We start from the raw sequence: 14,033 nt of genomic DNA on the forward strand, positions 1-14,033 counted from the left end.
GCGATCAAACGATCGCCTTTTTTATTGTCTAGGATATATTTAGATAGAAAGCTTTAATTCTTGCCTTGCATTCTCACGGCTGATACCGGACACCCACTTATTAGTTGGCAATCCCGTCTTCTCAAGAATGAGCTTTGCACGTTTAGATACATCCTTCCATTCTGCCTCGAGTTTGGGTCCTTTGAATGCAATCGCCACGACATTGCAATCATGGGACTCTGGAAATAAGAGCACCCTGTTATCAAAAGCCTCACAGATATTCCGAAGGTTTACGTCAAAGCTTTTGTGCCTTGAAAAAAGATTAACCGTCATCACTCCTGGACCTTTGAGGATGTTGTAGCAGCCTTTGTAGAAATCTAAGGAGCTTGCTGAAGGCCCATCACAGATTGCATCATAGAGATCAACCTGCACTGCATCAAACTGTTCTATGTATTTTTTGTCTTGAACGAAAACTTTAGCATCCATTTGAAGTGTTTCAAGCCTGCGATCATCATTGGGCGTAAAAAACATCGATCTTGCAGAAACGATTACCGCAGGATTGAATTCGACAACAGTGGTTTTAACTGCTGGACAATAACTATGCTGAAATTTAGTTAAGGCACCAGTACCTAAGCCAAGCTGAGCAACGCGCATTCCCGGCTTAGTCTCCAAGAAGAGTAACCATGCCATCATTTGCTGGTTGTACTCAAGATAAATCTCTTCGGGATCCCGCAAGCGCATCGCACCCTGAATCAATTCAGTTCCAAAATGAAGGTATCGAATGCCGCCACTTTCTGAAAAAGTAACTGGTTCCACTAAGTGCTTAGTGGACAACTTAATTTGCCCAGCGACGCGCGTTTCGGAAAAGACGTAACCAAGGGCTCGCGCCATCTGGTGTATTCAGCCATTCCGGTGGACACCAGCTCATCTGAGCAGCTCTAAATACTCGCTCAGGATGAGGCATCATGACCATAAAGCGACCATCTGGAGTGGTTACCCCAGTCAATCCTTCTGGCGATCCATTTGGATTCATTGGATAGATTTCGGTAGGATTGCCTTGATGATCAACAAAACGGAAAGCAGCTAAACCCTGCTTTTGGATCTGATCTAGATTGCCTTGCTGACTGAAATTGGCAAATCCCTCACCGTGCGCAATCGCAATAGGAATCTGACTACCCTCCATGCCTTGTGTGAATATGGATGGTGAAGCCATTACTTCGGCCATAACCAAACGTGCTTCGTATTGCTCTGATTGATTGCGGGTAAATTTAGGCCAAGCCTCAGCACCAGGGATGATTCCCGAGAGATTGCTCATCATTTGACATCCATTGCAAACACCTAGCGCAAAGCTATCTTGACGATTAAAGAAGGTTGAAAATTGATCACGCAGTTGTTGATTAAAGAGAATCGTTTTGGCCCAACCTTCACCAGCACCCAATACATCTCCGTAACTAAAACCACCGCAGGCAATAAGCCCTCTGAAATCATCTAATTTAGCTTTCCCGCTGAGCAAATCAGACATATGCACGTCATAACTATCAAATCCAGCCCAATTCACCGAGTAAGCCATTTCTACATGAGAATTAACGCCCTGCTCACGCAAGATGGCAACCTTAGGTCTAGCATTCTTGGCGATGTAAGGTGCTGCAATATCTTCAGCCACATCAAATGTGAGCTTTGGACTCATGCCTGGATCAGAAATATTCTCTAAGAGTGCAAATTCACTATCAGCACAGGCAGGGTTGTCACGCAAGCGTGCAATTTGATAGCTAGTATTAGTCCATATTTTCTGCAGAACTTCGCGAGGCTCGGCGAAAATGTTTTTTGCGTCACGCCAAATCTCGATACGACCATTGGCATTAGGTTTGCCAATGACATGACTAAATGCACTTAAGCCTAATTTTCTCAATACTGCAAAGACGGCATCACGATCTTCTTTTCGAACCTGAATAACGGCGCCAAGCTCTTCGTTGAATAATGCTCGCATTGTTTGTTCGTGACGACGACCTGAAACCTGCTGCGCCCAATTTTTAGCATCGCCATAATCTGGCTCTTGCCCTGCATCCATGGCAATGATATCCACATTGAGAGAAATGCCGCAATGTGAAGCAAATGACATTTCTGCAACACAAGCCAGCAAGCCGCCGTCCGATCGGTCATGGTATGCCAATAGCTTATCTTGCTTGCGAAGCTCAATAATGGCTGTAGCCAACGCCTTTAGATCCTCTGGATGATTAAGATCTGGTGCAATTTTTCCTGATTGATCCAAAACTTGGGCCAAGATACTGCCAGCCATACGATTTTTGCCGCGACCCAAATCAATCAAAATCAATTCAGTTTCTTGAGGGGATCCGTCTTTGCCTTTTAATTGAAGAAGTGGCGTTAACGTTTTTCGCGCATCAAGTACTGAGGCAAAAGCAGAAATAATTAAGGAAACTGGAGCTACTACTTTTTTATCTTCCTTGTGATCTTTCCATGTAGTCGACATAGACAGCGAATCTTTGCCTACCGGAATAGAAATTCCGAGCGCAGGACACAATTCCATGCTAACAGCTTTTACAGAATCGTATAACTTGGCATCTTCACCGGGTGCACCGCATGCTGCCATCCAGTTAGCAGAGAGTTTTACGCTATCGAGGCTCGCGATATCTGCAGCCAATAGATTGGTAATCGCCTCACCAACCGCCATGCGCGCTGCCGCAGGCGCATCAATTACTGCCAATGGGGCTCTTTCACCCATAGACATAGCTTCGCCGCGATAACTTTGATAGTCCATCATCGTGACCGCACAGTCGGCTACGGGAACTTGCCATGGCCCAACAAATTGGTCGCGTGCATTTAAACCGCCAACAGTTCTATCGCCGATCGTAATTAGAAATGATTTGCTTGCTACGGTAGGCTGTTGCAATACCCAGGCAATCGATTGCGCTAAATCAGCATCTGTAACATCCAACTCTTTAAATTCTTGAGCCACTCTCGTGACATTGCGATGCATTTTAGGAGGCTTGCCCAATAGAACTTCCATCGGCATATCTATTGGTGATGCAGCATCAGCCCCAGCAGCTTGCTTGGTATCGCTCAGTTTAAGTTGGCGCTCTGCTGTTGCTTCGCCAACTACGGCAAAGGGGCAACGTTCGCGTTCGCAAAACGATTTAAAGAGATCTAAATCCTTTTTATCGATTGCTAATACATAACGCTCTTGAGATTCATTGCACCAAATTTCTGCAGGGCTCATGCCACTCTCTTCAAGCGGCACGCTACGAAGCTTAAATGAAGCTCCTAAACCAGCACCATCAGCCAGCTCAGGGAATGCATTTGATAAACCACCTGCACCAACATCATGAATAGAAACGATTGGATTGTTTTCACCAAGCGCACGGCAGGCATTAATCACTTCTTGTGCACGACGTTCCATTTCTGGGTTTCCACGTTGCACAGAATCAAAATCAAGATCGGCCGTATTTGTACCGGTTGCAACAGAGCTACCAGTTGCACCACCCATACCAATGCGCATGCCAGGGCCACCTAGCTGAATTAACAGGTGACCTGCTTGTATTGCCTTTTTCTCAGTATGGATCGAATCAATACTACCGATACCGCCAGCGATCATGATGGGCTTGTGATAACCACGACGAACTCCATCCAGGGTTTGCTCAAAGACGCGGAAGTATCCACCCAATATTGGGCGGCCAAATTCATTATTAAATGCAGCGCCACCGAGCGGACCATCAATCATGATTTGCAAAGGTGTTGCGATACGCTCAGGCTTGCCATATGTCTCAATCTCCCATGGAAGATCTGTACCAGGGATATTGAGATTGGAAACAGAGAAGCCTGTGAGACCTGCCTTAGGGCGACCGCCAATACCGGTGGCACCCTCATCACGAATCTCACCACCAGCGCCTGTAGATGCCCCGGGAAATGGCGCAATCGCTGTTGGGTGATTATGTGTCTCGACCTTCATTAAGGTGTGAACTAAACGTGTATCTTTTTCGTAACGATGATTGTCGCCCTGGGGAACCCAGGTTTCGGCTTCGCAACCAACCATGACTGCAGAGTTATCTGAGTAAGCAACAATCGTGCCTTCTGGTTGCAATTGATGAGTATTGCGGATCATGGCGAACAAAGAACGCTCTTGATCGTCACCATCAATAGTCCAACTGGAGTTAAATATTTTATGACGACAATGCTCACTGTTCGCCTGAGCAAACATAATCAACTCAACATCGGATGGATTACGCTTGAGCTTAGTAAAGTTTTCAGCGAGGTAAGCTACTTCATCGTCAGACAGGGCTAGGCCTAAGTCTTGGTTGGCTTTATCAAGAGCCGCCCTACCTTCTGTCATTACAGGGATTCGCGCTAAAGGCTTATCCTCCAATGATTGATATAAGTTATTGGCATCATCAGTTGAATCAATAACCGCTTCTGTCATTCTGTCATGCACAGCAGCAAGCACTAATTGTGTTTGCTCTGGAGTTAGCACTTTTTTTCCCTTCCATGCAAACTGAACTCCACGCTCGAGACGTAAAACATCCAGTCCACATTGACGAGCAATATCAGTTGCCTTGCTGGCCCAAGGAGAAACGGTTCCAAATCTTGGGATAACAATCGCGCCTTGGCTATCTGCCTTGCTATTGCCAAACCAAGACTTGCCTGGATTTATTTTGGAATTAAAAGGCTGGCCATAGGTCAATAAGCTTGCCATGACCTCTTGGTTTTTAGGGCTAGGTTCAGCCGTCGACCAAATGAAATGAAGGTACTGAGCTTCGATGGACTCAAGATCAACCCCTTGTGCCGCCAATGTAGCTAAAAGTCGCTGTTGGCGGAAAGAGGAAAGCGCATCAGCGCCGGGCAAAAAGTGGAAGAAAGACATCCCTAGATTATAAGGTTTTGCCTACACTAAGCGCCCGCCCTGAAGGTGGAATTGCCGCTGGCACCGATCAGCCAAGGCCTGGTCATGGGTCACCAAAACCAGGGTTGAATGGTTGGCTCGATTTAGCTCAAAAAGGAGCTCAATAACCCGGTTTCCACTGACCTCATCCAGGCTGCCAGTAGGCTCATCCGCAAAAAGGATGGCAGGCCTCATGATGAATGCTCTGGCCAAGGCTACACGTTGCTGCTCTCCACCAGATAGGGTTTTGGGGAAATGGTTGGCACGCTCACCTAAACCCACTTGCTCAAGACACATTAGGGCATTTTCTTTGGCCATCTTTAGACCATTCAGCTCGGCTGGCAGCATCACGTTTTCAAGTGCCGTTAAATGCGGCAGCAATTGAAAGGATTGAAAAACAAAGCCTACTTTTTGACCCCGTAACTTGGCCCGTCCGTCCTCATCCAACAGATTCAGATTTTGATTGGCCAATTCAACATGCCCGCTTGTTGGAGTATCTAACCCAGCCAATAGCCCAAGCAGGGTACTTTTGCCAGAACCAGATGCGCCCGTTATAGCAATACTTTCACCCCCGCAGACATCAAAGCTAATGTCGTGCAAAATAGTTAACGATCCATCGCTAGATAAAACTTGTTTACCTAGATGTATCGCACTAAGGACTTTTTCTGGAACACTCATAAATGAATCAAATTGTTTGGTTGAGCTTCTTGAATAAAAAACTGAGGGCCATAACACTGGCAGCTGCCCTATTTTGCCTGTTTATTCCTTTTGGCACACAAGGTCAAACGAACCCTACTATTTTGGTCTTGGGCGATAGCCTATCGGCTGAGTACGGTTTAGCGCGTGGAACTGGCTGGGTAAGGCTGCTGGAGGAACAACTAAAAATAGAATCTAGTCCTTGGAATATTTTTAATGCCAGCATTAGCGGTGAAACCAGTTCAGGCGGCCTGTCTAGATTGCCAAAATTACTAGAGCAAAAGAAGCCAGGTATTGTTCTTTTAGAGCTCGGCGCAAATGATGCATTGCGCGGACTCTCCATTCAAGAGTCAGAAAATAATTTGCGCAAGATGATTCGATTGAGCAAACAATCTGGAGCAAAAGTGCTTTTGTTTGGCATGCAGATTCCACCAAACTATGGGCAAACTTACACAAAGCAATTTCAGAATTTATTTCCAGAGCTAGCTCAACAGGAGAAAGTTCAACTGCTCCCCTTCTTTTTACAGGGTGTAGCCTCGGACCCAGCACTATTTCAGGCCGATCGCATGCATCCCAATGAAAAAGCACAAACGATTCTTTATAAAAATGTATGGGGCGCTATGGCCCCATATCAATCAATACTGAAGAGTAAATAACTTAGCTACCCGAACCAGATGATGGCGGCTTAAGTGGATTAATCACTTTAACGCCGGCAACATCGCGCCAATAAGCCATAAAACCAGCAAATTCAGATTGAGCAGCCAAAGCTTGAATCTGTTGAGCTTGTGCTTTATGCACCTTTGCATCGATACCGGTAGGTTGGCGTACTTGATCTACGCGATACAAGATCGTACCAACACCAGGATTTTGTACGGAAACAAGTGCAGGGAATTTATCGGGGTTAACAGACATTACATCATCTAGCGCCCCGCCTACTAAATTACCAGGTTTATTGCGAGAAACCCAAATAGGGCTTGCAAATCCAGTTGCACTTTTAGGATCTTTCTCCAATGCAGCATACCGATCTGCGGCAGCGCTTACAGCAAGCTTTTCGGCCATGCGCTGACTCACTTGACGTTTCACTTCTGCCGCAACATCTTTAAATGGCAAAGTTTGTGCTGGGTGGAAAGTGATTACACGCGCTGAAACAAATACGCCGGGGGCTGTTTGTACTGCCTCAATATTGCGCTTGTTCTTAATAGCTTCATCGCCAAATAAAGATTGGACTACCTTGGGATTGGCCAATGGATGATCTTTTGCAACGCCCGTTGCGCCAGCGCGAGTGACACCTTTCTGGGTTTGTACGTTGAGCTTTAATTTATCTGCAGCCGGCTTAAGACTATCTGACTGGTCATATGTCATATTAGCAAATTGGTCTGCTTTTTCACTAAATACCTTAGCATCATCCTTTGGATCAGCCTTAAGAACGATGTACTCAACGTCAACGTATTCAGGACTTTCAAAGAGTTTGGCATTTGCGTTATAAAAGGTCTGAAGCTCTTCTTGCGATGGGTTTACCTTAGATAAGTAATCTTTCGCATCAAACGATAGAGTCTGAACTTGACGCTCAGTCTCGTAAAGGGTTGATACGATTTCAGATAATTTTGGACTACCAATTTCAGTGCGGGCAACCGAGTTAACAAGTTGACTGATCTTTAAATCAAATGCTTGGCTTGCATAAAACTGCTCTTCGTTCAATCCATTGCTAGCTAACAATTGTTTAAATCGTGCGTCATCAAAACTTCCATCTTGTTTATAAAGAGCACGAATTTGTGGAATATTTTGCAAGCTTTTGATTAGGGCTTCTTTACCAACCTGCAATCGCAGATTGCTTACGGCAAATCCAAGAATGCGTTGTTGCAATAACTCATTCAAGATTGCCTGTCTAAATTGAAGGCTTTGTGCAATCTGAGCATTTCCACCAACACGTTCTGCTTGACGTTTCGCAGCAGAGTCAACCTCTTGGGCAGTAATGGGTTTGCCATTAATTTTGACGAGATCGGTCTCTTTATCCAAAAAGCTGGAATAGCTTGAGATTCCAAAAAATGCAAAAGACGGAACAATCAAAAGCATTAAGGCAAGCTGCAAAATTCGTTGGTGCTTACGGACGGTATCAAACATGTAAAAGTTCGCTAATTAAAAATATCAATACCACGAGTGTACTAGGGGTGTAGCAGATGGGTATTGGAAAGCCTGAGTAGGCCAAGAAAGAACAAAACGTAATAGTTTGGTGGGCGCTGAGAGGCTCGAACTCCCGACATTCTGCGTGTAAGGCAGACGCTCTACCAACTGAGCTAAGCGCCCCAAAATATTACAGGTGAGATTGTAACCTAAGCGCGGGTTTCGGGTGGGGTTTCCGCTAAACCGACCTCAATTGACGAGGTTCATTTAGCGGAAAATCACCCTATTTTCAGTGCTTAAGTACGTCTGCTGCTGCACCCTTTTCGTTTACCTTGCTGGCTTCTGCAGCCTTTTTAGCCAGCTCTTCAGGTGTCGGATCAGGCAATGCATCTGGCATGCGCTCTAATGCCAACTCTAGAACCTTATCAATCCAACGAACCGGGATGATCTCAATAGCATTTTTGACATTATCTGGAATATCAATCAGATCTTTCACGTTCTCCTCCGGAATTAAGGCCAGCTTAATACCGCCACGATGGGCCGCTAAAAGCTTTTCTTTTAATCCACCAATTGGAAGAACTTCACCACGTAAAGTAATTTCACCAGTCATAGCAACGTCAGAGCGGATTGGTATGCCTGTAAAGACGGATACTAAGGCTGTTGTTATTGCAATACCAGCTGATGGGCCATCTTTTGGGGTTGCGCCATCTGGGAAGTGAATATGAATATCTTTCTTCTCAAAAGCTTCATCAGTAATACCAAGTCGCTTGGATCTTGAGCGAACCACAGTACGCGCAGCCTCAACAGACTCCTTCATCACATCACCAATAGAGCCTGTACGTGTAATTACACCTTTGCCCGGCATAACCGCTGCCTCAATAGTGAGCAAATCTCCACCTACCTCAGTCCACGCCAAACCAGTTACTTGACCAACTTGGTTTTCTTTACCCGCTAAACCAAAATCGTACATGCGTACTGATAAAAATTTCTCTAAGTTATCTGCATTCACAACTACGGGCGCAGCCTCTTTCTTTAGAAGCAAGAGCTTGACCACCTTACGGCAAATTTTGCTGATTTCACGCTCTAAAGAACGCACCCCGGCTTCACGCGTGTAATAACGAATCATATTGCGCACAGCACTGTCTTCAATCTTGAGTTCGTCTTTTTTCAGACCGTTATTTTTGATTTGTTTTGGAATCAAATAATTCACAGCAATACTGGTCTTTTCATCTTCTGTGTAACCAGCCAAGCGAATAATCTCAAGACGATCTAGTAATGGGCCAGGGATATTCAAGGAATTCGAGGTGGCCACAAACATCACATCTGAAAGATCAAAGTCCACTTCAACATAGTGATCTTGGAAAGTGTGGTTTTGCTCTGGATCTAAAACCTCTAACAGGGCGCTAGCTGGATCTCCGCGGAAATCCATACCCATCTTATCTACTTCGTCCAAGAGGAATAAAGGATTGCGGACACCCACTTTAGTGAGGCTGCTCAAAATCTTGCCAGGCATGGAACCAATATAGGTGCGACGGTGACCACGAATCTCAGACTCATCGCGCACACCACCTAAGGCCATGCGTACAAATTTTCTATTGGTTGCACGTGCAATAGATTGCCCAAGAGATGTCTTACCAACACCGGGAGGGCCTACTAAACAAAGAATGGGGGCCTTGACACGATCAACACGTTGTTGGACTGCGAGGTACTCCAAAATACGTTCTTTGACTTTATCTAAGCCATAGTGATCTTCATCCAATACTTTTTCAGCATTGGTAAGGTCATTGTTGATTTTGGTTTTCTTCTTCCAAGGAAGATTAACCAGTGTATCGATAAAGTTTCGGATGACCGTAGCCTCTGCAGACATCGGTGACATCAACTTGAGTTTCTTAAGCTCAGATTCTGCTTTCTTTAAAGCCTCCTTAGGCATTCGCGCAGCTTTAATGCGCTTCTCGAGTTCCTCGAGATCAGCGCCCTCTTCGCCTTCACCTAATTCTTTCTGAATTGCTTTTACCTGTTCGTTGAGGTAGTACTCGCGTTGACTCTTTTCCATTTGACGTTTAACACGTCCACGAATACGCTTCTCCACTTGCAGAATATCAATCTCACTTTCGAGATCAGCAAGCAAACTCTCCAAGCGTTGCACCACGTCCATCATTTCGAGTAAACGTTGTTTCTGCTCAAGCTTGACAGGCAAGTGCGCGCAGATGGTATCGGCTAAACGACTTGGATCATCAATGCCGCCTAGTGAAGATAAAATTTCCTGTGGAACTTTTTTATTGAGTTTTACGTATTGATCAAACTGCGCCATGATCGCGCGACGCAAGGCTTCAGTTTCATGAGCATCAATTGCATTGATAGCAGTCGGCGTTGCTTCGCAATTGAAGTAACCAAGGCTATCTTCAATTTGACTGACTTCTGCGCGCTGTACACCCTCAACCAGTACTTTGACAGTGCCGTCCGGCAATTTGAGCATCTGTAGGATATTTGCAATACAGCCGACCTCGTACAGGTCCTCGATGACAGGCTCATCCTTAGCAGCCGTTTTTTGGGCCACCAAAAGGACGTTCTTGCCAGTTTCCATGGCTGCCTCTAGGGCCTTAATTGATTTTGGGCGACCCACAAACAGTGGAATCACCATATGAGGAAATACAACTACGTCCCGCAAAGGGAGCAAAGGTAGTTGAATCGGTTCAGAGGGCAGTAATAAGTGGCCAGGCATGGGGCAAATCCTCCAAAGTAATCAAACCTCAAAAAGTCTTAGTTAGTGGCAATTTAAACAACAACCACTAAATAGATACATTATTCATGAGTAGCATACTACCTATATGGGTAGGCTTTAGAGAAAAACAAGGGGTAAAAAGACAAAAAAGGGGCAAAAATGCCCCAAAAATGTCGAAAACCTTAAGAAATTAGGCTTTTTTGCTTAAATCGACCTGTTCTGCATCTTGTTTGTAGACCAAAAGTGGTTTTCCGCCATCAGCAATACTGCTTTCATCGATAACCACCTTTTGCACATTCTTGAGAGATGGCAAGTCATACATCACATCCATTAATGAGCCTTCAAGAATAGATCGAAGACCACGCGCACCAGTTTTACGGGCAATGGCCTTTTTAGCTATAGATGAGAGTGCTTCAAGGCGGACTTCAAGCTCAGAGCCCTCCATCTTGAGGAGTGCCTGATATTGCTTAACTAAGGCATTTTTTGGCTCTGTCAGAATCTGGATTAAAGCCGCTTCATCCAACTGAGCCAAAGTTGCAACAACTGGCAAGCGGCCAATCAACTCTGGGATCAAGCCAAACTTGATTAAGTCTTCTGGCTCCACTTCAATTAACAGGTCACTTACACCGCGATCATCTTTACCGGGAACGGTTGCATTAAAACCGATGCCTGTTTTGGCAGTACGCTGCTGAATAACTTTTTCCAGACCATCAAATGCGCCACCGCAAATAAACAAAATATTCGTTGTATCTACTTGCAAGAAGTCTTGGTTTGGATGCTTACGGCCACCTTGGGGTGGTACGGCTGCCATCGTTCCCTCAACCAGCTTTAACAATGCTTGTTGAACGCCCTCACCGGATACATCACGAGTAATGGAAGGGTTATCTGACTTACGTGAAATCTTATCGATCTCATCAATATAAACAATACCGCGTTGCGCTTTTTCTACGTTGTAGTCGCAAGCCTGTAATAACTTCTGAATAATGTTTTCCACATCTTCGCCAACATAACCCGCTTCGGTGAGCGTGGTTGCATCAGCCATTACAAAGGGCACATCCAACATACGAGCCAAAGTCTGAGCTAACAACGTTTTGCCTGAACCCGTAGGGCCGATCAAGAGAATATTACTCTTTGCCAATTCCACGCCATCAACCATTGCTTTAGCTGGAAGCTTAGATTCTTTTTTATCCGCACCCTCTGCTGGCTTGCCATCTTTGTCAAGCTTCTCTTTCTTAGGCTTGGGCAAATACTGTAAGCGTTTGTAGTGGTTATAAACAGCTACCGCCAGGGTTTTCTTTGCGTGATCCTGACCAATCACATATTGATCTAGATTCTCGCGAATTTGGTGGGGCGTTGGCAAAGAATCATCGCCCTCTTCCTTCGGAAGCTTGGCAATTTCTTCTTGAATAATGTCGGTACAGAGATCAATACACTCATCACAAATAAATACAGATGGTCCAGCAATGAGTTTTTTAACTTCATGCTGGCTCTTGCCGCAAAAAGAACAATGTAGAACTTTATTTGTTGAATTAGTGGTGTTGGTATCGCTCAAAGTATGCTCAATATATATCTATAACGATTTAAGGACGCTTCTCAATAACCTTGTCGATCAGGCCGTAGTCACGCGCTTGATCTGCAGACATGAAGTTATCGCGATCTGTATCCTTAGCGATGGTTTCAATTGATTGACCAGTGCGATCAGCCAAAATTTTGTTGAGTCGCTCACGTAAGTACAGAATCTCGCGGGCTTGAATCTCAATATCGGATGCTTGACCGCGAGCACCGCCTAATGGCTGATGAATCATTACTCGCGAGTTTGGCAAGGCATAACGTTTGCCCTTCTCGCCTGCGCATAGTAGAAATGCGCCCATGCTTGCAGCCATACCCATGCACAAAGTGCTCACGTGAGGCTTGATAAATTGCATAGTGTCGTAAATGGCTAGGCCAGCTGAAACGGAACCACCTGGTGAGTTGATATACAGAGAAATTTCTTTATCTGGATTTTCGCTCTCAAGGAACAGTAACTGCGCAATAACCAAATTAGCGGTTTGATCATTTACTTCACCTACCAAGAAGACAACGCGCTCACGCAACAATCTGGAGTAGATGTCATAAGCGCGCTCACCTCTACCAGAGGTTTCAATCACCATTGGAACTAAGCCCAAGCCTTTTGGTTCTAAATTTTCAGACTGAGAATGGTTGTAGATCATTTTGAAACCTCTTATGGGTAAATGGGTGACTTTGTTAATAACTTAGTTTAGCTTGCTGAGTTCTTCGAAGGTAACTGCCTTATCGATTACCTTAGCCTGTGATGTGAAATACTGAATCACATTGTCTTCAAGCACAACATTTTCGATATCTTTCAAGCGGCTTGGATTGCTATAGAACCAGCGAACCACTTCTTTTGGATCTTCGTAAGTAGCAGCCTGCTCATCAATTTCAGCTTTGATTTGATCAGCAGTAGCAGCCAAGTTTTGCTGCTTAACTAACTCGCTCAAGATCAAACCAAGGCGTACGCGCTTGGTAGCTTGTTCTGCAAAAATCTCAGCAGGAATCGGAGCATCTTTAGCATTAGGAACACCGCGCTGCATCAAATCTTGACGAGCAGTTTCAACTAAGCGATCTTGCTCAGAGGCAACCAATGACTTTGGAACATCAAGCTCACACAAATCATTGAGCTTATCCATCACTTCATTTTTCATCAATGATGTGATGCGACGCTTTACTTCACGATCTAAATTCTCTTTTACTTCAGCACGCATTTTTGCAACACCGCCTTCAGCAACACCCAAAGATAGAGCAAACGCATCATCAACAGCTGGTAAATGCGGCCAATTGACAGACTTCACAGTAATAGTGAACTCTGCTGTCTTACCAGCAACATCTTTACCGTGGTAATCGGCTGGGAAGCTTAATGGGAATGATTTGCTCTCACCCGCTTTAAGGCCTAAAGTAGCCGCTTCGAACTCAGGAAGCATGCGACCTTCGCCCAATACGTACTCAAAGTTTTCTGCTTTACCGCCAGCAAATTCAACACCATCAATTTTGCCAACAAAGTCGATAACCACTTGATCGCCGTTTTGAGCTGCCGCATTGGAGCCGCCATCACCATGGGCGCTAGCCACACCACGAGGGTGGTAATGAACTTGCTGTTTGCGCAATACATCTAAAGCACGATCAATTTCTGCTTCACCGATATCCGTTGCGTACTTAGTCACTTCTGCTTTGCTAAAGTCGCCGATCTTTACTTCCGGCAATACTTCAAAGAAAGCATCAAAAACAACTTTGTCAGCATCAATTTCGCTCTTTGGCTCAAGACGTGGTTGTCCAGCTAATGCAACGCCTTCTTTTTGAGCTTGCTCATAAAAAAGTTCAGCCGCTTTATCAAACTGGAGCTCAAAATCCACTTGCATGCCATGTTGTTTTTCAACGAGGTTCTTCGGAACTTTACCTGGGCGAAAGCCTGCCATTTTCATGGTCTTACCTACTTTTGCCAAACGGGCTTCACGCGCTTTTGCTAAATCAGCACGAGCGAATTCCAAAGTCATTTTGCGGTCTAGTGAACCTAAATTTTCTATCTGCACAGCCATTCTCGTCTCTTAATTGAAGATCTGGAAATGTGAA

The 14,033-nt window shown here is 45.0% G+C and carries 9 protein-coding genes and 1 tRNA gene; 1 reads left to right on the plus strand and 9 read right to left on the minus strand.

The features are described 5' to 3' along the window. Positions 1–39: 39 nt before the first annotated feature. The 3 genes from ICN36_RS09925 to ICN36_RS09935 are packed head-to-tail and all read right to left on the minus strand — an operon-like array spanning position 40 to position 5,548. Positions 40–870, minus strand: a complete 831-nt coding sequence (locus tag ICN36_RS09925) for a spermidine synthase (protein WP_216862078.1) — start codon at positions 868–870, stop codon at positions 40–42. Further along, on the minus strand, positions 815–4,852 hold the full coding sequence (purL, locus tag ICN36_RS09930; protein ID WP_216228180.1) for a phosphoribosylformylglycinamidine synthase: 4,038 nt from the start codon (positions 4,850–4,852) through the stop codon (positions 815–817). The genes ICN36_RS09925 and purL overlap by 56 nt, the downstream gene beginning before the upstream one ends. 21 nt (positions 4,853–4,873) lie before the next feature. Further along, the gene (locus tag ICN36_RS09935; RefSeq protein ID WP_216228181.1) at positions 4,874–5,548 is read right to left on the minus strand and encodes an ABC transporter ATP-binding protein; all 675 of its coding nucleotides are present in this window, start codon (positions 5,546–5,548) and stop codon (positions 4,874–4,876) included. Positions 5,549–5,550: 2 nt separating this feature from the next. On the opposite strand from ICN36_RS09935, the gene ICN36_RS09940 reads away from it, so the two are divergent. Next, entirely contained in the window at positions 5,551–6,222 is a 672-nt protein-coding gene (locus ICN36_RS09940) for an arylesterase (RefSeq protein ID WP_216228182.1), read from the plus strand. 1 nt (position 6,223) lies between these two features. Here ICN36_RS09940 and ICN36_RS09945 read toward each other — a convergent pair whose 3' ends face one another. The 6 genes from ICN36_RS09945 to tig form a co-directional block, all read right to left on the minus strand. Then, positions 6,224–7,687, minus strand: coding sequence for a peptidylprolyl isomerase (locus ICN36_RS09945; RefSeq protein WP_216228183.1), 1,464 nt, complete (start codon positions 7,685–7,687; stop codon positions 6,224–6,226). 107 nt (positions 7,688–7,794) lie between these two features. After that, positions 7,795–7,870: transfer RNA gene (locus ICN36_RS09950), tRNA-Val, on the minus strand. Positions 7,871–7,976: 106 nt separating this feature from the next. Then, entirely contained in the window at positions 7,977–10,409 is a 2,433-nt protein-coding gene (gene lon, locus ICN36_RS09955) for an endopeptidase La (protein ID WP_216228184.1), read from the minus strand. Positions 10,410–10,599: 190 nt separating this feature from the next. Then, entirely contained in the window at positions 10,600–11,961 is a 1,362-nt protein-coding gene (gene clpX / locus ICN36_RS09960) for an ATP-dependent Clp protease ATP-binding subunit ClpX (protein WP_216228185.1), read from the minus strand. Positions 11,962–11,989: 28 nt separating this feature from the next. Next, positions 11,990–12,619, minus strand: coding sequence for an ATP-dependent Clp endopeptidase proteolytic subunit ClpP (gene clpP, locus ICN36_RS09965; RefSeq protein ID WP_216228186.1), 630 nt, complete (start codon positions 12,617–12,619; stop codon positions 11,990–11,992). A gap of 42 nt (positions 12,620–12,661) precedes the next feature. Next, positions 12,662–13,999, minus strand: a complete 1,338-nt coding sequence (gene tig, locus ICN36_RS09970) for a trigger factor (protein ID WP_216228187.1) — start codon at positions 13,997–13,999, stop codon at positions 12,662–12,664. Between the last annotated feature and the right edge of the window lie 34 nt (positions 14,000–14,033).

Origin of the sequence: Polynucleobacter sp. UK-Gri1-W3 (genome assembly GCF_018881595.1) — a bacterium.
Classification (GTDB): Bacteria; Pseudomonadota; Gammaproteobacteria; order Burkholderiales; family Burkholderiaceae; genus Polynucleobacter.

Bases quoted from the DNA above. Each gene is read 5' to 3' on its own strand.
- ICN36_RS09925 (WP_216862078.1), bottom strand. From the start codon at position 870: ATGGCGCGAGCCCTTGGTTACGTCTTTTCCGAAACGCGCGTCGCTGGG.
- purL (WP_216228180.1), bottom strand. From the start codon at position 4,852: ATGTCTTTCTTCCACTTTTTGCCCGGCGCTGATGCGCTTTCCTCTTTC.
- ICN36_RS09935 (WP_216228181.1), bottom strand. From the start codon at position 5,548: ATGAGTGTTCCAGAAAAAGTCCTTAGTGCGATACATCTAGGTAAACAA.
- ICN36_RS09940 (WP_216228182.1), top strand. From the start codon at position 5,551: ATGAATCAAATTGTTTGGTTGAGCTTCTTGAATAAAAAACTGAGGGCC.
- ICN36_RS09945 (WP_216228183.1), bottom strand. From the start codon at position 7,687: ATGTTTGATACCGTCCGTAAGCACCAACGAATTTTGCAGCTTGCCTTA.
- lon (WP_216228184.1), bottom strand. From the start codon at position 10,409: ATGCCTGGCCACTTATTACTGCCCTCTGAACCGATTCAACTACCTTTG.
- clpP (WP_216228186.1), bottom strand. From the start codon at position 12,619: ATGATCTACAACCATTCTCAGTCTGAAAATTTAGAACCAAAAGGCTTG.
- tig (WP_216228187.1), bottom strand. From the start codon at position 13,999: ATGGCTGTGCAGATAGAAAATTTAGGTTCACTAGACCGCAAAATGACT.